Source organism: Crassaminicella profunda (genome assembly GCF_019884785.1).
In the GTDB taxonomy this organism is placed as follows: Bacteria; Bacillota; Clostridia; order Peptostreptococcales; family Thermotaleaceae; genus Crassaminicella; species Crassaminicella profunda.
In genome coordinates this window covers 3,915,644-3,935,773 of the sequence record NZ_CP082326.1, presented here as the reverse complement: position 1 = coordinate 3,935,773, position 20,130 = coordinate 3,915,644, and the positions used below count along the sequence as shown (strand labels likewise).

The 20,130-nt window shown below is 29.6% G+C and carries 18 protein-coding genes; 14 read left to right on the top strand and 4 right to left on the bottom strand.

Annotation, left to right across the window (positions count from 1 at the left end):
• The first annotated feature begins 62 nt into the window (after positions 1–62).
• The 7 genes from K7H06_RS18125 (at position 63) to K7H06_RS18095 (ending at position 8,814) form a co-directional block, all read left to right on the top strand.
• Positions 63–2,357 (top strand): diguanylate cyclase domain-containing protein, encoded by a 2,295-nt coding sequence (locus K7H06_RS18125; protein WP_223037418.1) that lies wholly within the window; start codon positions 63–65, stop codon positions 2,355–2,357.
• A 612-nt stretch (positions 2,358–2,969) separates the two neighbouring features.
• Positions 2,970–3,137, top strand: a complete 168-nt coding sequence (locus K7H06_RS18120) for a class IIb bacteriocin, lactobin A/cerein 7B family (protein WP_223037417.1) — start codon at positions 2,970–2,972, stop codon at positions 3,135–3,137.
• Between the two features lie 35 nt (positions 3,138–3,172).
• On the top strand, positions 3,173–3,334 hold the full coding sequence (locus tag K7H06_RS18115) for a class IIb bacteriocin, lactobin A/cerein 7B family (protein WP_223037416.1): 162 nt from the start codon (positions 3,173–3,175) through the stop codon (positions 3,332–3,334).
• A gap of 104 nt (positions 3,335–3,438) precedes the next feature.
• Positions 3,439–5,634 (top strand): peptidase domain-containing ABC transporter, encoded by a 2,196-nt coding sequence (locus K7H06_RS18110; protein ID WP_223037415.1) that lies wholly within the window; start codon positions 3,439–3,441, stop codon positions 5,632–5,634.
• A gap of 14 nt (positions 5,635–5,648) precedes the next feature.
• Positions 5,649–7,118, top strand: coding sequence for a beta-barrel domain-containing protein (locus K7H06_RS18105; protein WP_223037414.1), 1,470 nt, complete (start codon positions 5,649–5,651; stop codon positions 7,116–7,118).
• Between the two features lie 353 nt (positions 7,119–7,471).
• Positions 7,472–8,044 (top strand): RNA polymerase sigma factor, encoded by a 573-nt coding sequence (locus K7H06_RS18100; RefSeq protein WP_223037413.1) that lies wholly within the window; start codon positions 7,472–7,474, stop codon positions 8,042–8,044.
• Positions 8,041–8,814, top strand: a complete 774-nt coding sequence (locus K7H06_RS18095; protein ID WP_223037412.1) for a DUF4367 domain-containing protein — start codon at positions 8,041–8,043, stop codon at positions 8,812–8,814. Before K7H06_RS18100 ends, K7H06_RS18095 begins: the two co-directional genes overlap by 4 nt.
• 13 nt (positions 8,815–8,827) lie before the next feature.
• Here the strand turns inward: K7H06_RS18095 and K7H06_RS18090 are convergent, their stop codons facing one another.
• Positions 8,828–9,280, bottom strand: coding sequence for a hypothetical protein (locus K7H06_RS18090; protein ID WP_223037411.1), 453 nt, complete (start codon positions 9,278–9,280; stop codon positions 8,828–8,830).
• Positions 9,281–9,547: 267 nt separating this feature from the next.
• Between K7H06_RS18090 and K7H06_RS18085 the strand changes: the two genes are divergently transcribed.
• Positions 9,548–9,901 carry a hypothetical protein gene (locus K7H06_RS18085; protein ID WP_223037410.1) on the top strand — a complete coding sequence of 118 codons (354 nt, stop codon included), beginning with the start codon at positions 9,548–9,550 and terminating at the stop codon, positions 9,899–9,901.
• A gap of 195 nt (positions 9,902–10,096) precedes the next feature.
• Complete coding sequence (gene tadA / locus K7H06_RS18080) at positions 10,097–10,549, top strand: tRNA adenosine(34) deaminase TadA (RefSeq protein WP_223037409.1); 453 nt, start codon at positions 10,097–10,099, stop codon at positions 10,547–10,549.
• A gap of 34 nt (positions 10,550–10,583) precedes the next feature.
• Here tadA and cls read toward each other — a convergent pair whose 3' ends face one another.
• Positions 10,584–12,029, bottom strand: coding sequence for a cardiolipin synthase (gene cls / locus K7H06_RS18075; RefSeq protein WP_223037408.1), 1,446 nt, complete (start codon positions 12,027–12,029; stop codon positions 10,584–10,586).
• Positions 12,030–12,146: 117 nt separating this feature from the next.
• Positions 12,147–12,875, bottom strand: coding sequence for a ZIP family metal transporter (locus K7H06_RS18070; RefSeq protein ID WP_223037407.1), 729 nt, complete (start codon positions 12,873–12,875; stop codon positions 12,147–12,149).
• Between the two features lie 211 nt (positions 12,876–13,086).
• Here K7H06_RS18070 and K7H06_RS18065 point away from each other — a divergent pair, with 211 nt between their 5' ends.
• The gene (locus tag K7H06_RS18065) at positions 13,087–13,653 is read left to right on the top strand and encodes a hypothetical protein (protein WP_223037406.1); all 567 of its coding nucleotides are present in this window, start codon (positions 13,087–13,089) and stop codon (positions 13,651–13,653) included.
• Positions 13,654–13,714: 61 nt separating this feature from the next.
• The gene (locus K7H06_RS18060) at positions 13,715–14,770 is read left to right on the top strand and encodes a hypothetical protein (RefSeq protein WP_223037405.1); all 1,056 of its coding nucleotides are present in this window, start codon (positions 13,715–13,717) and stop codon (positions 14,768–14,770) included.
• 59 nt (positions 14,771–14,829) lie between these two features.
• Here K7H06_RS18060 and K7H06_RS18055 read toward each other — a convergent pair whose 3' ends face one another.
• Positions 14,830–15,177, bottom strand: coding sequence for a LapA family protein (locus K7H06_RS18055; protein WP_223037404.1), 348 nt, complete (start codon positions 15,175–15,177; stop codon positions 14,830–14,832).
• A 284-nt stretch (positions 15,178–15,461) separates the two neighbouring features.
• On the opposite strand from K7H06_RS18055, the gene K7H06_RS18050 reads away from it, so the two are divergent.
• The 3 genes from K7H06_RS18050 to K7H06_RS18040 all read left to right on the top strand — a co-directional run bounded on the left by K7H06_RS18050 (position 15,462) and on the right by K7H06_RS18040 (position 20,125).
• Positions 15,462–17,480, top strand: a complete 2,019-nt coding sequence (locus K7H06_RS18050; RefSeq protein ID WP_223037403.1) for a methyl-accepting chemotaxis protein — start codon at positions 15,462–15,464, stop codon at positions 17,478–17,480.
• Positions 17,481–17,676: 196 nt separating this feature from the next.
• Entirely contained in the window at positions 17,677–18,924 is a 1,248-nt protein-coding gene (locus K7H06_RS18045) for an efflux RND transporter periplasmic adaptor subunit (RefSeq protein ID WP_223037402.1), read from the top strand.
• A gap of 10 nt (positions 18,925–18,934) precedes the next feature.
• Positions 18,935–20,125: an ABC transporter permease gene (locus K7H06_RS18040; RefSeq protein WP_223037401.1), complete on the top strand. Its 1,191-nt coding sequence runs from the start codon at positions 18,935–18,937 to the stop codon at positions 20,123–20,125.
• The last annotated feature ends 5 nt before the right edge of the window (positions 20,126–20,130 follow it).

Here is a 20,130-nt window from a genome sequence, read left to right as displayed (position 1 = left end):
AAATAAATGCATTGATTCTATTGGGAACTGGTTAGTATATCTAATGAAATGGAGAGAGTCTCATGAAATTTAAATGTTCACATTTCTTGCTTGTAGTGATCTTATTTATATTGATGATGATACCAGATAATACATATGCAAATGTTTCACAACCAAACACGGATATAAAGGAAATAAAGGTAGTTATGGATGAAGACTTTCCACCGTATATTTTTAAAGATGAAAAGGGAAATCTAAATGGATTTCTTGTGGACGAATGGAATTTGTGGAATTTAAAAACGGGTATTTCAGTAAAATTAGATGCTATGAATTGGAAGCAGGCACAAGAACGTATGAAGGAAGGAAAATATCATGTTATAGATACTATTTTTAAGAATGATGAAAGAAGTAAAATTTATAATTTTTCAAGACCTTATGCAGAAATTGAAGTATGTATATTTTTTAATAAGAATATTTCTGGAATCATAGATATAAATTCCTTAAAAGGTTTTAAGGTAGGAATAAAAAAAGCTGATGCCAATATAAGCTTATTAAAACAAAAGGGTATTGATGACTACTTAGAATTTGATAGCTACGAATCTATTATAAAAGCTGCAAAAGAGAAGGAAATTAATGCTTTTATAATGGGTAAATCAGCAGCTCTTTACTATATGTATAAATATAATATGCAAAATGATTTTAGGTATACAAAGCCACAACACATAGGACAATTTTATAGGGCCATAAAAAAAGAAGATAAAAAACTTTTAAAGGTTATTAATAATGGTTTTTTAGAAATCAGTGAAGCAGAGCATGAAGAAATATATAATAAGTGGTTTGGTTTTCAATCTATGGATTCAAACTATATTTTTTACATTAAAATATTTATGACTATTTTCTCAATTGCAGCAGGAGTTTTAATTCTCTGGAGTATTACTTTGAAAAGGGCTGTTAAACAAAAAACATCAGAGCTAACATATACTATAGAAAAGTTGCAAACAAGCGAAAATAGAATTAAAGCTATTTTTAAAGCTTTGCCTGATTTATTTTTTATTATCAATAAAAAAGGTATTTTTCTGGATTATCAGGTGAATGATGCAACAAAGCTATTGTACCCTCCTGATAAATTTTTAGGGAAGTCTGTTAGTCAAATATTTGATGAAGAAATTGGGGAAAAATTGATCATTGCTCTAGAAGAGAGTATTAAAACAGGTGAAATGCAAATGATAGAATACAGTTTGACACCAGGAGAAGAGACATACTATTTTGAAGCAAGGCTTATTAAATATGATACAGAGCTAGCCCTTGCTATTATTAGAGATATTACACAAAGGAAACGATCAGATATAAAAATCTATAATATGAGCATAAAGGATAGTATAACAGGACTCTATAACAGAAATTATTTTGAGAAAGAAATGGAAAAAAGAAACCATCAAAATCTTTTAAATCAAGGAATTATTATCTGTGATTTAGATGGATTAAAGTTTATCAATGACACTCTAGGTCATGTTATTGGAGATGAGTATTTAAAAATAGCTACAAATGTTTTAAAGACATGTTTTGAAAAAGAAGATACAACTATTGCAAGAATAGGTGGAGATGAATTTGGTATCTTAATGAAGGATATATCAGAAAAAGAAATTGTTGAGAGAAAAGCTCAGCTAAAGGGTATGCTAGAAAAAATTAATAAAAATAAAGTAATTCCTATAAGTATTTCCCTGGGCTATACTGTTTCAACAGAGAAGGATAACGATTTAAGAGAAATGTTTAAAGAAGCGGATACTTTCATGTATAAAGAAAAGCTTCACCACAAGCAAAGCTCAAAGAGTGATCTTGTTCATATTCTTATGAAAATGCTTGAAACAAGAGATTTTGTTACGGAAGGACATTGTGATAGGCTTCAAATATTATCAGAAAAACTTGCAAAAGCTATTGAAATGACAGATAGTCAAATACAAGATATGATACTGTTTTCCAAATTTCATGATATTGGTAAAATCGGTGTTTCAGATAGGATTCTTTTCAAGCCAGGAAAACTCACAGAAGAAGAATTTGAAGAAATGAAGCGACATACTGAAATTGGATATAGAATCGCTCAATCTTCTCCAGATATTGCCCATTTAGCTGATTGGATTTTAAAGCATCATGAGTGGTGGAATAGAAAGGGATACCCCTTTGGATTAGGAGAAGATGATATACCTATTCAATGTAGAATTCTTTCTATTGTAGATGCGTATGATGCTATGACTAGTGATCGACCTTATAGAAAGGCTTTAAGTAAAGAGGATGCTATTAATGAATTGAAAAGATATAAGGGAATTCAATTTGATCCTGATTTAGTGGATTGTTTTTTAGAAATATTAAAAGATATGTAACCTATTAATAGGGATAGTATCAGTAGCTTTGTTATAGACGCAAAGTAAATGGTAATAAATTCAGGCATATAATAAATTAGCCTTCTCTTTTATTTTTTTATTAGAAGGTTTCGTATAAAGTAAAGTTGTAGGGGTACAGGCATTAAAACGCGGAAATTATACGCTAATGCTTGTACCCTTAAATTGTAGGGTTTAGATTTTTGCGATTCTTCTTCCTAAACTATTGATTTTATCCAATTGTATGTCATTATAATGTAGTCATTATGTCTTAGCTTCTTATTGAAGAACAATACAAATTTAGAAAATATATGCGGAAAATAGTTTATAGAAAATTTTTACATATATATGAAAAATTGGGAACAATTATAAGGGTGTAATTATCTTATAAATGAGCACATAAATAAACTTGTTTAGTAAAACTCAATGTAGAGGCATTAGAGGAGGATTCTTCGTTGTAAAAATCAGAATCTTCTAGAATTCGAAAGTTTATTTAATTGTTTTGCAACATCAAAGTTTATATTTTAAGGTTCATTAGAGAGTATTCTCTTATGATATGCGTGTAAAATCATAGCTATGTATTCACGCTCAAACTAAAAATAAGGAGGTGAAAAAATGAAAAGAACAGCAATGTTTAACGACCTGAATAATGATGAATTAATGCAGGTTAATGGTGGTATAGGAAGTGTAGTAGCTGGAATTATAGTTTTCTTAGCTTTCGCAGGTGGATGGATCTGGGGTAAATCAAAGCCTAAGCATGAAAGAGAAGCTAAAGCAGCTTAATGAGGTCTAAATTTTAGAATAAAGGAGGCGTTGTAATGAATTTTGTTAAATTAAATGATCAAGAATTAATGGATATTAACGGAGGTAGTATTGCTTTCTTTTACTTCGTTTGTGCAGTAATCACTGCATTTGTAGGCGGATATGGTATTGGTAAAGATAGAAGAGAAAAACCAAAAGAGAAAAAAGCTGCTGCATAGACTAATTACATAATAATAACTTATTCTAAACTGCTATATACCATATTTATGGTATATAGCAGTAAAATCATGATTACATAAGATCGTTAGCTGGAGGAATATTTATGTTGAAAGAAAAATATTATTGTGTCAAGCAACATGATATTACTGACTGTGGGGCAGCATGTATTGCAACCATATGTAAGCAATATGGACTACAAATGCCTATATCAAAGATTCGTCAAGTTGCTGGGACAGATAAAAAAGGAACAAATGCATATGGACTAGTAAAAGCAGCTAAAGCCTTGGGGTTTACAGCAAAGGGAGTAAAGGGAGAGAAGGAAGCAATTTTTTCAGAATTTCCGCTACCGGCGATTGCCCATGTCATCATTAATGAAAATATACTTCACTATGTAGTCATTCATCATGTAGATAAAGATAAAATAATTATAGCAGATCCAGATGTAGGAGTGGTAAATTATACGCCAGATGATTTTTTTAAGATTTGGACAGGTGTACTTATTTTAATGGTACCAACATCAACCTTTAAAAAGGGAAATGAAACAAAAAGCATCTATAAAAGGTTTTTTTGTTTAATTAAACCTCAGAGAAGATTACTATTTAATATATTTTTGGCTTCTATTATATATACGGTATTAGGTATTTTAGGAGCTTTTTATTTTAAGTTTTTATTAGATGATATTTTGCAATATAATTTAAAAAAAACATTACATGTTATATCTGTTGGCGTAATTATACTGAATCTTATTAAGGGAATTTTAAATGCTTTTAGAACACATCTTTTATTATATCTTAGTCAAAGAATAGATATTCCATTGATTTTAGGATATTACGAGCATGTATTAGATTTGCCGTTAAACTTTTTTGGTACGAGACGAGTTGGTGAAATTATATCTAGATTTATGGATGCATCAAAAATAAGAGAGGCAATTTCTGGTGCTACTTTAACCATAATGATAGATACTATAATGGCCATAGCAGGAGGAATAATACTTTATATACAAAATTCTACGCTGTTTTTCATAGCAGTTATTATGCTAGTACTCTATTGTCTTATTGTATTTTTATTTAATAAGCCTATTAATAGAGTGGAGCGAGAGGTAATGGAATCAAGTGCTCAACTAAATTCCTATTTAATAGAGAGCTTAAATGGTATAGAAACTGTAAAAGCATTTAATGCAGAGGAAGAATGTAAAATCAAAACAGAGGCTAACTTCGTCAGATTTTTAAAAAAAATCTTTAAGTCTGGAAAAGTTATGAACTATCAATCAACGCTATCAGGGCTTATTGCAAGTATAGGTGGGATCGTTATTCTTTGGGTAGGAGCATATCATGTTATAAAGGGGAATTTGTCAATTGGACAATTAATAACCTTTAATTCATTGTTAGTATATTTTGTTGATCCAGTTAAGAATTTAATTAATTTACAACCAGAAATGCAGACCGCTATAGTTGCTTCAGATAGATTAGGGGAGATTCTTGACCTTGAACTAGAAAAGGATGAGGATGAGAATAGAAAGCTATCACCTGATCGTTTAGATGGTGATATTTGCTTTAAAAATGTAGATTTTAGATATGGTACGAGAGAACTAGTTTTAAAAAATATTAATCTCAATATATCAAAAGGGGAAAGAATAGCACTTGTAGGGGAGAGTGGCTCGGGTAAAACTACTTTAGTAAAATTAATATTAAGCTTATATAAGATTGAAAAAGGTGAGATCTTAATTAATGATAACAATATAAAAGATATAAATATCAACGTTTTAAGAGATAGAATAGCCTATGTTCCACAAAATACCTTTTTATTTAGCGGGACCATAGAAGAAAATTTAAAATTAGGAAACGATACAACAATGGAAGAAATCGTACAAGCAGCTAAGCTTACAAAGACCCATGATTTTATTAACAATTTACCTGTTAGATATAAATGTAGGCTAGAGGAAAATGGAGCTAATTTATCTGGAGGACAAAGGCAGCGAATATCTATTACAAGAGCAATTCTAAAAAAGCCAGATATAATGATCCTTGATGAAGCTACTAGTAATTTAGATTCTCTCACTGAAAAAGCTATTGAAAAGACTATCAATGGATTAAATTCAAACGTTACAACAATTATCATAGCCCATAGATTAAGCACTATTAAAAAATGTGATAAAATATATGTCTTGGAAAAGGGTGAAATAATTGAAGTAGGATCCCATGAGGAATTAATAGATAAGAAAGGTAAATATTTTAATATGTGGAAAGAACAGCTTCCTGAATATGATGATTGTCATCACTATGCCACATCTAGTTGTTGAGGGGGTGAATAGAAGTGAAGAGTACTATTGTAGATATTTCAGAAATAAGTGATAGTAGAGAACTATTAGAAAGTAAGCCGTTACCATTTATTCAGACTTTTATATACATCATAGTGACAATTATATTAGTTGCACTCATATGGAGTTATTTTGGAGAGATTGACTTGGTGGTTAAGGCGAATGGTATTGTTCGTCCAAGTCAAGGTATAAATACAATAACTAGTAAAGCCACAGGAAAAGCAACTTATGTAAATTTAGAAAATGGGAAAAAGGTTGAAAAAGGAGAATTATTACTCTCTCTAAATAGTGATGAACTTAATTTAGAAATTCAGAGCAGGAAAAGAGAACTTGATAAAAAGAAATTAGATCTATTAAACCTTAATAAGCTTAAGGAATCAATAATCGCTGAAAATAATTTATTTAGTAAAGATATTAAGGAAGAAAGTGATTATTACTATAGATATTTAAAGTATCATAAAGAACTTGAAGGAAGTAGAAGTAAGGTAGACTCAATTAAACAAAAAATAAGGGATATAAATAAAGAACTTTTAGGAATACAGGGTTTTCTTCATTCAATGGAAAGTGGAAAAAATTTGATTGATGAGGATAATATAAAATATTCACTCATGTTTGATAAATATCTAAATACTTATAAAAATCATAGTAATAAGGTTAAATCTAGTAATGAAGAATTAGAGAATAATAAAGTATTATTTGAAGCTGGAATTATTTCGAAGATGGAGTATGATAAAATAAAAAGCAATAATGAAACAATAGTATTAGAATTTGAAGAATATGTAACTTCTTGTGAATTAGACATGAGAACAAACCTAGATAGCAATAAAAAATCATTGGAAGAGTATAAATATGAGCTTAAACAAATAAATAAAGACGCAGAATTTACAGACGATATAGAAAATATATTAGAAGATATAAAAACCGATTATTTAATTAATATCAATAATGAAATTGAGGTAGTAAATGATAGAATATCCTCCATAAATGATTCAATAGAATCACTTAACCTTAAGATAAATAATTGCAATATATATGCTCAAGTTACAGGCTATACAAATTTAATCAATCAAATCAGCAATGGTGATTTGATTATGAACGGAAAAGAAGTTGCAACCATTGTACCAGAAGATGGATCAGGATACAAAATACAGATATATATTTCTAATAAAGATATATCAAATATCCATATTGGTGATAAGATTAAGTATCATTTTCTTGCACTTCCCCATAGAGAATATGGCGAATTAGAAGGTGAAATTGAAAGTATAAGCACCGATGCTACATTGTCTGATAATAATACAGCTGGATACTATATGGTGGAGGCAAGCATTACAGATAAACCACTATATAGCTATAAGGGAGACAAATCACAAATTAAAGTTGGAATGCTTTGTGAATCACATATAATAACAAGGAGAAAAAAAATATTATTTTACCTATTAGAGAAAATAGATTTGTGGGATTAAAATAGAATTTTGCAAATACAGGGGTAAGATTTTCATATAAAAAATATTAAATGCTAGAGTCATCTATTTTTTAATTTTATTTCATATCATTAAATTAAATGATTTATTGATCAATTTAATTTTAGTAAGGGTACATCGATTTATATTATCGAATTGCCCTTTTTTTTATCATATGGAAAGTATTAACTAATTTTAATGTTTTTTTATTATTTTGTAATATTTAACTTAAATGTTTTAAATTGTAAAATACATATTATTATTATAAAATAAGTGTACAGGTTGTAGTTTTATTGAGGAGAGTTGTAAAAGCATTTATGAGTTAGACAGACTAAATACATAAAGGGGCTAAAAGCATGGGGATATTTCACAAGAAAGAGAAAAAAGATGATTCATCATTATACTTAAAAATATTATTTGATACATATAAAGATAAGGTATATCGCATTGCTTATTATATACTTAAAAATGAACAAGATGCAAAAGATGTGGTACAGGATACTTTTATAACGGTGTATGATAGAATCCATCAATTGAAAAATTTCGATAAAATAGAAAGTTGGATCTGTGTAATTGCTAGTAATACAGCAAAAGGGAAGTACAATAAAAAGAAGAAAGAAACATTAATAGATGATGATAATAAAATTATTCCTTTTATAAAAAATAATGAGGATATGAATATTCCGGAAGAATTATTGATGGAGAAAGAATTTAGAAGTTACTTATGGGAACAAATAAATTTCCTTAAAAATCAATATAGAGAAACTTTGATCTTATATTACTACGGGGGGCTATCTTATGAAGAAATTAGTGAGGTAACAAATACAAGCTTAGGGACCGTAAAATCTCGTCTATATCGTGCGAAAGAAAATTTAAAAGAAAGAATATTGTGTAATAAGAAATATGATTTAAATGAGGTGATATCATGAAAAAGAACCATTTGTTTGAGGAATGCATAGATCAGTCTATAGGTGAAAATATGGATTCTATAGAAGTACCGAATATGGATGATGTCTGGATGAATATAGAACATCATATAGAGAAGCCCCAAAAGACTTATATATCAAGAAAAAGGAAATTAGGTATTGTTGCAGCAATCATTATGTTTGCGTTAATTCATACAACCATAAATCATGAAGGATATGCCAATTATTTTAGATGTTTAAATTTCTTTACACAATCTACTTCAAATGAAATGGTAGATATTCACGTAGATAATAAAACACCTACGGAAAATAGAGATATAGAAAATTTTGCTAGTCACATAAAAACGTTAGAAAATGGAGTATCAGAATACACATTATCGATAGACATGGCCAAAGATATTTCAAGTTTTATGATACGCCAACCTGATTATATTCCAGATGGCTATAATATGGAAAATGTGACTTTACAACAATTTGAAGATGAAATTTTGAATGTAAAAATTATGTATACTTCAAAAGATGGTTCTTTTATGTTACTCCAAGAACCTATAAGTGGTGAATATGCTGTTTCTTTAAAAATTAATGATGAACAAGGAATGGTTATTGAAAAAATTGTGAAAGGTTATAAATACAATATTATAAAATACAATAATGGACTTATAGAAATAATATGGGATATGAATGAAGTAAAATTTACACTACAAGGAACGCTATCAGAAGAACAATTTTTAAAAATTGCTACATCTGTTTCTAGGAAAAATAAAAACGAGTGAGATTCACTCGTTTTTATTTTAATTCTATGGAGGCAGTAATTGTTTCTTCCACTTCAGGAACACTATTTTCTTTAAGAGCATGGGTTGTTTTTACTCTATATTTTTGCCCAATTTTACCTTTATAAACGGTAGTATAAGATATATTGTCTTTGTTATGGGAAGAATCAGAAGTCCACTTCTTAACAGATTTCCATGAACGACCATTCCATTTTTCTAAAGTAATATTAAGTTTGAGATAATCTACTTTTTGATCAGCTTTTGTACCAGCTTTTATATAAATATTACCATGTCCTATATCTTTAATTTCAGAACGAACACTCATGATGTGATCGAGGGATCTTGTACTATATTGAATATCCAAATTCCCTAATTTGTTTACTACACTCATTTCATTTGCATAACTTACTGGGCTAAAGATCATTGCAGATAATAATAAAGTTACCATAAGTACATTTAATTTTTTCATTTAAAAATCCTCCTCTGTGGTTGTGTTTTCATATATTATGATAAACTTCAAGCTTATTTTGTTCCCAAAGGAAGAAAATTTTTTGAAAAATTTTTTATGTGTCTAAATGCTAGGCAAATAATTAGTAATATATAGTCATAAGGGATGCAAGTTTATTATATTCTATATAAAAAACATTAAAACAATAATGATTTGTAAAATAATAAAATTTTGTTATGAAGATACGAATTTTCATAAAATAATCTTTTGAGTTGTAAGGAGGACATTATGTTGAAAAATAAGATTATTTTTTCTCTAATTGTACTATTGTTAATATCCATTACAATAAACTATAAAGAAATTAATAAAAATAAATTAGATGCTGAAAAGAATTTCAATTGTTTCAATCTTTGTATAGAAACTCTATCTAATAAATTAACAAAGTATGATGAGACAGGTGATAAAATGTATTTGATAAAAAGTGGATACCTAGCAAGCACTATACAAACAATATGTTATTTAAATGAATCTCCATCACACATGCCTAGAAATTTTTTCAACGCTCTTTCATCTGATATATGTAATGACTTGAAAGAAAATTCATATAACAACTCAAAGATATTTTTCAGTAAAAAAATATGAAGAATGTAAATAGTTATGCTAACTCAGGTTAGAATGGTTATGTAATTGTTTTGAAGATTTTGTTGTGATATACTCAAATCTAGAAAATCATTAGAAATAGGAATCATCTTTTGACGGATAGTATCTTTTATATATGAATTGTAGAAGGTTTAATGACATAGGAAAAATCAAATTTTATATAAGAAGAGGGTAAAAATGAAAGAAATTTATATGCAGCAAGCTTTACTAGAAGCAAAAAAAGCAATGGAGATAGAAGAAGTTCCTATTGGTGCAGTGATTGTAAGAAAAGGAGAAATCATTGCAAGGGCCCATAATTTAAGAGAGACAAGCAAAGATCCAACCAGTCATGCTGAAATATTAGCTATTCGTAAAGCTTCTGAAGTTTTAGGAGGATGGAGGCTGACAGGATGTGATTTGTATGTGACAGTTGAACCTTGTCCTATGTGTGCAGGAGCTATTATGTTATCTAGAATTGATAGACTTGTTATAGGGACCATGGACCCTAAAGGTGGGGCTGTAGGATCTATCCTTAATATTGTTGAAGATGAACGATTTAATCATCAGACAGAGGTTATAAGAGGTATTATGCAAGAGGAATGTGCTACTATGATGAAAGAATTCTTTAGAAAGTTAAGGAAAAGAAAATAAATTTAAGCCCTAAAGACATGCTTTAGGGCTTTTGTTATAGAATTGGAGATAATAATCTAAAAATAGATTCCTTGAATTTTATGATCTTAGAACGCTTCTTGTATATCTCACTAGTTATTTCTGTGCAATCAGTCATATCTTTTTCAAAAATAGATTTTAATGCACTAGAAGTAGTTGTATCATAAATAAATGCATTTACTTCGAAATTAAGTTTAAAGCTACGAACATCGATATTGGCTGTTCCAACAGATGCAAGTTTTCCATCTACAATGATTGTTTTAGCATGAATAAATCCTTTATCATATAAAAAGGTACGAACCCCAGATTGTAATAGCTCTCCTATATAAGAATAGGTTGCCCAATAAACAAACATATGGTCAGGCTTGCTAGGGATCATAAGTCTCACATCTGCTCCTGACAGGGCAGCAATTCTTAAGGCTGCTAAGATGCTTTCATCTGGAATGAAGTAAGGTGTTTGAATATAGATACTTTTCCTTGCAGAATGAATCATTTTTAGATAACCATTTTTTATCTGTTCTTGTTCTGAGTCTGGTCCACTGGATACGATTTGAATTCCTGTTTTTCCATTGGTATTTATAGGAGGAAAATATTTTGAATCATAGTCTATTGTTTCTTTAGAAGCATACTGCCAATCTAATATAAAACGAAGCTGTATCATCTGAACAGCACTACCCTTTAGTTTTAAATGAGTATCTCTCCAATATCCTAATTTTTTATCTAATCCAAGGTATTCATTCCCAATATTAAAGCCACCGATAAACCCATATTTACCATCAATGATTGCCAGTTTTCTATGATTTCTAAAGTTTATTCTAAAGTTTATAAAAGGGATTTTAAATGGAAAAAAAGAGGATACTTGTCCACCTGCTGCTGTTAGTTCATTGAAAAAATTTCTTGGAAGCCTATGACTACCTACTGCATCGTATAACAGCCTAACTTGAACTCCTGTACTAGCTTTTTTAGTTAAAGCATTTACGATTCGTTTTCCTAGAGAATCATTTTGTATTATATAATACAGCATATGTATATGATCTTGTGCTTTTTCTATAGATTGAATGAGTGCATTAAATTTTTCTGTACCATCTATGAAAATTTCCACTTCATTATCTTGGCAAAAAATAGAATCGCTACTAACTAAATGCATATGCATCATGTCTTGATATTGTTTTATAGATGGATCATTAAAATTAATTTTATTATTTTGCAAATAGGATATTTGTTGTAATACCATTTTACGTAATATTTGGTCTTCTTCAGTTTTTAACTTAAATATTTTTTGTTTACTCAGATTTTGACCGAATATAAGATAAAGAATAAATCCGATATTAGGTAACAATACCAATACCATAAGCCAAGCTAAAGTAGAAGTAGGGTTTTTTCTTTCTAAAAATATAATGACAATAGCTAATAAAATATTTAGTATAAACAAAAGAGAAAGGGTTGAAATAAATGATTGCATAGCATTACCTCCTTCCACTTATAATACCCTAATAAGAGAGGATATTGCAATGAAATAAGTTTATAAAAGATAAATAAAAAACTGTGGAAGAATGATTTGCTTTTTCACAGTTTTTTATTACTTAATATGGGTAAGAATCAAAGAACTAAGAAGCCCAAGAGCTGCCATAAGTCCTACAATAGGACCTCCTTCTTCATAAGCTTCAGGCATCATGGTTGAGGAAACCATAGAGACGATTCCCCCTGCTGCAAAGGATCTGATAATAGCGATAAAATTTGAAGATGTATTTTGTAAAAAAACAAAACCACATAAGGAGCTTAATAATGAAAGGATTGAAACCATTAACCATAAAGAGAGAATTTTATTGTTTTTATAACCATCTTTTTTAAGTCCAATACTGCTGGATAATCCTTCAGGCAAATTGCTTATAAAAATAGCGACAACTAAAAGCCAGCTTACATTTTCCTGGCCAATCATGCTAATACCAATAATCATGGACTCAGGAATTGCATCCATGAGTGTCCCAATAAAGATAGCCAATCCAGAAGGGGCTTTTGATTTTTCTGATGAACGCTTTCGGTGATGACCTCCCTTGTGTACAATAATCAAGTCCAAAAGAGTAAACAAAAAAGCACCAAAAACAAATCCTATTGCTGTAATCTTGATATTACCATCTTTAATTGCTTCATTAAGAAGTTCAAAGGAAGCTGCACCAAATAAAACGCCTGTACCAAAGGCCATGATCATGCCGATAATATGCTTTTTTATATGAAAATAAAGACCTATTAAAGCGCCAATAAATACGGAAGAACCAGCAATTCCTCCCCAAAGAGCAGCTTTTAACATACTCGATCTAACCTCCAAAGCATGAAGAAATATTATTTTTATTTAGTATGCCACCGAATACCTTTTTCAATCCGATCAGTTTTATTGGTCAGTTATATAAAAAAGGAAAAATATCATGGTATAATAGAAAAAAATGTATATTATTTAATAATTTGTAAAACAAAAGATGAACAATAAGATAAATCATAAGAATTAGAAAAGAAGGGGAAGGATGAAAACTTTCATGTGGATGTTCATAACCATAGGTACTTTATTTTTGAGTATAGATATTTTTTATAATTTATATGGCCTTTATAAGGAAATTCATCGACAAAAGTATTTAGGAAAACTTATCTTTTGTATAAAAGGAGATAAAAATGAATGTAAAATGTATCTTTTAGGTGTTGGTATAGGACTCATTTGCCTTGTTTTATTGATAGATAGCTATTATATAGAGGGAAAATTTTTAATCAGATTCAATGAGCCTCGTATAGTGTGGGTACTAACTTTTATTCCTGCTATAGAAATGGTACTTAGTATGATTTTGAGGGGAATTAGAAGTGGGATTATTAATAATTTAGAAATAAGAGAAGAAGGAATGGTGACAGCTATAGGACTCGTGAAATGGAAAAATATTGAAGAATATCAGTGGGGGTGTTATACTACTGTTGAATTTATTATTAAAAAGAGGTTTTTGTGGATTGAGCGAAGGGTAAAAGCAGAAGCGAATGTTCATGTACATAAAGAGAAAGTAAAAAAGATATTGAGAAGATATATATTAGTACAAGATTTTTCATAATATTTACACAAAATCAATAATATAGTAAAATCAAAGTGACTATATAATTGGGGATGATTACATGAGATTTTTTGGACCCACACAAAGGGATGTATGGGAAAAAGTGAGTAAAGAAATTGAGGGGGAATTTATTGTTACAGATGGGCTCCTTAAACTTTATGAAGTTAGGAAAAAATTTAAAGATTGGGAGATTATACTGGAGAAGCATTCGTCAGGAGAAAGATATTCACCAACAAATACAAGGGTATATGCCACATTTTATAATAAACATGGGTTTAAATTTAAAATTTTTGATGAGTATTTTAAAAATTATTTCTCAAGTTTTTTTGATATGCAAGATATAGAAATTGATCAAAGTGGATTTAGTAGGGAATTTATTATAAGAAGCAATAGTCAGACGGCCATGAAGAGATTTTTTGAAAATCCAACTATAAGAGAACTTATGAACATGGAGGAAGACATATTATTCGAAATCAATGGAGCAAATTATTATGATGTACATCCTGCTGAAAATGCAAATATTGAAATTAAAATTTGTGGGATTATAAAGGATACGGAGCTTTTAAAAAATATGTTTGAACTCATTGCCACATGCCTTTTAGAAATCAAAAAAATAAATGATGCATATGAAAAGCTAGATATAAATGATTTTTCTAAATTTGATGTGATGAAAAGTAGTATTAAAAATATTTCCTATGATCAAATAAAAGAAAAGCTTGGGAGTAAAATAAAGGAATTTAAAAATAAATCAAAAGATGAGGAAATAAGTGTAGAAACTGTAACAGAACCTGCTGACAAAGAAAAAATAAAAGAAGAAATCCTTGTTAAAGAAGAAAAAGTAGAAGAAATATTTGTAAAAAAAGAAAACATAGAAAAAGAGTGTATAGTCAAAAAAGAAAAAAATGATGTAAAAATAGAAATACTTCATGATGAAAAAAAAGATTCTTCTCAAGATATGGATGAAAGGATCAAAGAATCAATAGCTAAGAAAAATGATTTTAATGAATCTATGAATCCTTCAAGTGAGATAATTGATTTAAGCGAGTACTTAAAGACCTTAAGTGTTTTTAATATGGATTCAGACCAACCAGAAAAAAAAGAAGAAGATAGGCTTTAAGAGAGAAATCATTTAATAAAATAAAAGATAAAAAATGGATAGAATTTTCTATCCACTTTTTAATTGCTTATTTTTTTATCTAAATCTATATTTGAGGGTACTAATGATTCTAAAGTTTCATTAACTGTTGAAGTTACTTCTTTTTCTTTATAAGAAGCATTTTCTTCTTCTAAACGGGATATGGTTTTTGTGAGTTCTTTGATTTTCCATTTTAATTTAAATTGTTTTACTGCACTAAGAAGCATAACAATCACTGCACCTAGAATAGCGGATAGTAATATAACGAGTGCTTGAGAAACGTTAAACTTTGCAAATAAAAAATTAATGGATACTACAGAAGAATTGAGTATAGCAAATAAAGCTACGATTACTGCAAAAGCTAATGATAATACAAATCTTAATTCCACCTACATCACCTCTCTTTACACTTATTTTATCATTGATTATTGATTTTTAGTAAATAAATTTACGTCCATATGAGGATAAGGGATATTAATATTTTCTTTATCCAAATTCAATTTTATAATATACAAAAACATATTTTCTATATTGTATATATAAAAAGTATAGCAATTTATCAAAAATAAAGATACTATGTAATAAATTGGAGGAATTATTCAAATAATGTCGAATCTGTAGTTATCCAAAGAATACATTAAATTCAAATAAAATACAGTTTGGAGGAGCAAGAATGGACAGAAGAAAGACATCCATAAAAATTAAAATTACAGGGATTGCATTATTAATTTTGTGTATAGTTATTTCTATAGGGACTGCTGTATCTATGTATACAGTTAATAAGGAAATGGAAAAGCAATTAACAGCAGATGGTATGGCATTAGTTGAGCAAATGACTCAAGAAATACAAAATAGCAAGGCATCTGAAGAGATGATGGAAAAAACGTTAGGAGATAAGATTAGGACAGTAGCTTATTTGGTTGGCAAAAAGGAGAATATTTCTAATGCCTACCTAAAAGAAATTGTAAAACAATTAAATATATCAACTATTAATGTTGCAGATGCAAGTAGAAAAGTTATATATTCTAGTAATGATGCTGTTTTAGGAGTTGAATATCCTTCCAATCATCCAGTGATCCATTTGTTTGAAGCTGGAGAAGGGGAAATTATAGAAAAAATTAGAAAGAGTACGGATGGAGATGGAAAATATTACAAATTTGGAGCGGTTGCTTTAAACCATAATCGAGTTGTGCAAGTTGGTATTTTAGCAGATCAAGTAAATGAAATCCGTGAAAAGATAGGGAAACAAAAAATTGTTGAAGAAATAGCTCAAAAAGATAATATTATGTATGCTTTAGTAATAGATAAAAAGTTAAAGATTACAGCACATAATGATACTAGTGAAATAGGAAAAAGTGTAGATGCTATAGGAAGTAAAACTGCGGCAGTAGAAGGGAAGAAATTTAGTAATAAATATGAATGGAAACCTGGAATCTGGGCTTATGATGTGGCGGTTCCTATATATGAAAATGGGGAACATGTGGGAGCAGTAAATATAGGTCTTTCTTTAAAAAATCTTCATGATGCACAATATTCTATAATCAGAAGAGTTATGATTGTAGGAAGTATTTTAATTTTAGTGGGATTAGCCTTGTTAATAGTAATTATTGGAAGAATTATTTCTCCGTTAAAGGGGCTGGCAGAACTTGCTGAAAAAACTGCAAAAGGCAATTTAAATCAACAGGTGAATATAAAGTCTAATGATGAAATAGGCTTATTAGGATATAGTTTTAATCATATGATAGATAATTTGAGGGAGATGATAGAAAAAATTAATCATGTTTCTTCTTCAGTTTTATTAAATACAAAAGAATTAGAAGATGTATCTTTGCAAGTAGAAGATGTTTCAGAGCAAATAGCAAATGCTACTCAAAATGTAGCTGAGGGAGCACAAGGACAAGTTGAAGCAACCAATGAAGCCGCTAGGAATATTAAAGATATCGTAACCAATATAGAAGATGTACAATGTGAAATAACAAAGGTTGTAGAGTATGCCAACGAAACGAATAAAATTGTATTAGATGGGGAAGAAAAAGTAGATGCTATGGCAATGCAAATAGATAAGATTACAGGGAGTGTGAGCTCTTCTTCTAATATTATCAATGAATTAGAATTTACATCTAATGAAATAGGAAATATTGTTGATATGATCAATGGCATAGCAAACCAAACAAATTTACTTGCATTGAATGCTTCCATTGAAGCAGCAAGAGCAGGGGAAGCAGGACGTGGATTTACAGTAGTAGCAGAGGAAATAAGAAATTTAGCTGAAGACTCTATGAAATCAGCAGATAATATTAAAAACCTTATTGATAAAATCCAGGATAAAACAAAAGAGGCTCTATATTCAATAGAAGAGGGAAATAAAGAAGCTAAAGAAGGGAAAGATGTTTTAAAAGAGGTATTGGATTCATTTAAAAATATCGTTGAAGGATTTAATGCTACAAAAAACAGTTTAGATAAAGCCAGTGGAAAAGTAGCTGTTGTAAATGAAAAATCAGAAATTATTATTAAAAATATACAAGCAATAGAAGATATTTCTGAGCAATTCTCTGCAAATGCAGAAGAAGTAGCAGCATCAACTCAAGAACAAACAGCTTCTATTGAAAGTGTGGTAGAAACTATACATGATCTAGAGAATATGATTAAGGAATTAGGAGAAGCTATAAACAAATTTGAATATAAGAAATAATTTATTTTAAGAGCTTTCTACTCAAAGGGGTAGGAGCTTTTTTATTTGGTGTTATATAGCTAGGGATTTTATTGAAAATTAGTAGAAAGATTTACAAATTCATAAATTATCCTTATTAACATCACAATTTTATCACAACTCCCTTATACACTAAGATTATGTAGAAATAGAAATCTTTAAAAGGAGGGAATAGTATTTGTTAAAAAAAATATATAAGAACCGATTTTTTAAGATAACAGTAATCGTAACAATAGCTTTAGGTTTAGTGTTTTTAGGTTATAAAAATATTTATGAAACAAAAGCGTCTTCTAATGAAACCATGACAGTCAAAGAAGAAAAGGTGACAAAAGGAGATATTACCATAGGCTTTACAGGGGATGGGCAAGCAGAAATACCTGTTGTGAATCTAGATTTTGAGATTAGTGGTAAGTTAAAGGATCTTTATGTGAAAGAAGGGGATGAAATAAAAAAAGGGCAGCTTCTTGCTAAATTAGATGATACAGAATATGAAAAAAAAGTAAAGACTTCAGAAGTTAATTATAATAAAACCCTTGCTAGCTTAGAACAAAGAAAAGAGAATGTAAAGCTTACTTTGATCAATGAAAAGCAAAAGCTAAATGATTTAAAAGCGAAGCTAGATCAATTAAAAGCTGAATACCAACCAATGAAGAGTCTTGAAAGTTATTATGCAAAACAAGAAATCGAATTTAAAAGAATCAATTATGAAAATGCAAAAGCTGCTTACGAAACTCAATTAGAAAGGTATGAGATACTATCTAATTCTAACAAAGATATAGAAGTAGAAAAAAAGAATGTTGAAAGCGCAAAAATCAATTTAGAATTAGCCAACAATGATTTAGAGAATACATCTTTAGCATCACCTATTACGGCTACTGTTTTAAATATATCCAATAAACCAGGAGAGACCATTTCTACACCAAAGGATTCAAGTCAGATTACAGCAGATACCTCTCATTTTATTGTTGTATCTGATTCGAATAAGGTTGAGGTGGTTGTTCCTGTTTCAGAACTTGACTTAAGAAAAGTAAGAATGAATCAAATAGTAGAAGTAACTTTTGAAGCTTATGAGGGAGAACGCCTTAAGGGGAAGGTTATAGGGATTAAATCTCTTCCTAATATTGATTCAAGTGGGATTGTTACATATGATGTGAAGATTGAATTAGACGAAGGGTTAGGAAAAATCAAATCGGGAATGACCTGTTCTGTAAACTTTATACTAAGACAACAAAAAAATACTTTGATCATCCCAAATAAAGCAGTAAGGGTAGTGGAAGGAAAGCAGGTTGTAAAAGTAAAGGATGAAGGCGGAAATATTATTTCTAAAAATATTAAAACAGGATTAACAGATGGAAAATATGTAGCAGTGACAGAGGGTCTTAATGTAGGAGAAACTGTGTTGATTGAGAATAAGAAAGTGGAATAGGTGTGATGCTATGAGTTTTGTTGAGATTTTAAGATCAGTTCTTATTAATATTAAAGGGAATAAAGGAAAGGTATTTTTGACAACCTTAGGGATTATCGTAGGTTCTTTAACAATTGTTTTAGTTCTTGCTATAGGAAAAGGCAGTCAGGTAAGTGTGGAAGAACAGTTTAAAAGTTTAAATGTGGGAACCATTCAAATTACTACAGGGTTTGGAAGCCATGGAACTGAAAAATTGGGTACAAAAGAGTTAGAAGTCATAAAAGAGGAAGCAGACTCTATTAAAAAAGTTTCTATGGTGATTATGAGTAAAGGAAATATAAGTTATTATAATATGTCTACATCTGGATCCATTGCAGGGGCTACAGAAGATTTAAAGGAAATCAATAATCTAACACTTGCATATGGAAAATTTATTAGTGATGAAGAAAATGAAGATGCAAAAAAGGTGGCAGTGATAGGATACGATTTAGCAGAGTTGTTTTTTGAGGAAGATGTATCTGAAGCTTTGGGAGAAAAAATAATTATAAGTGGAAAAAGATATGAAGTCATAGGGGTTTTAAATAAATTAGGAGATTCACCAATGCGTGGCTTTAGCCCAGATGAAGGAGCTTTTATTCCTTATAAAGTAGCAGAGAAATATATAACAGGAAAAGGAGCTAGACCAAGTATCTTGGCTTTAGCAAAAGATATTGATTATGTAGAATCAGCCATTGAAGAAGTGAATATAATCCTTAAAAAATCATTTAAAGATAAAAGTAACAAATTTAGAATTATAGATGCAGGAAGTAAATTGCAATCAGCAAAGGATTCGGCTAGGACCATGACATTGATGCTTTTTTCGGTAGCGACAGTAGTTCTTATTGTAGGAGGTATTGGGATTATGAATGTATTGTTTGTTTCTGTAAAAGAGAGAACAAAAGAGATAGGAATCTTAAAGGCGATAGGTGCTAAACGGAAGGATGTATTATTTATATTTTTATTAGAAGCAATGATCATTAGTGCTGCAGGAGGAATACTAGGGATTGTAGGCAGTGTTTTTATAATGCCAATTATGAGTTATTTTAATGTAAGCGTAGTTCCTTCTCTTTTTGGGTATACACTGGCATTTTTGTTTTCAATAGGAATAGGAACCTTCTTTGGATATTATCCTGCCGCAAAAGCAGCAACACTTAAGCCTATTGATGCGTTAAATTATGAATAAGAGGA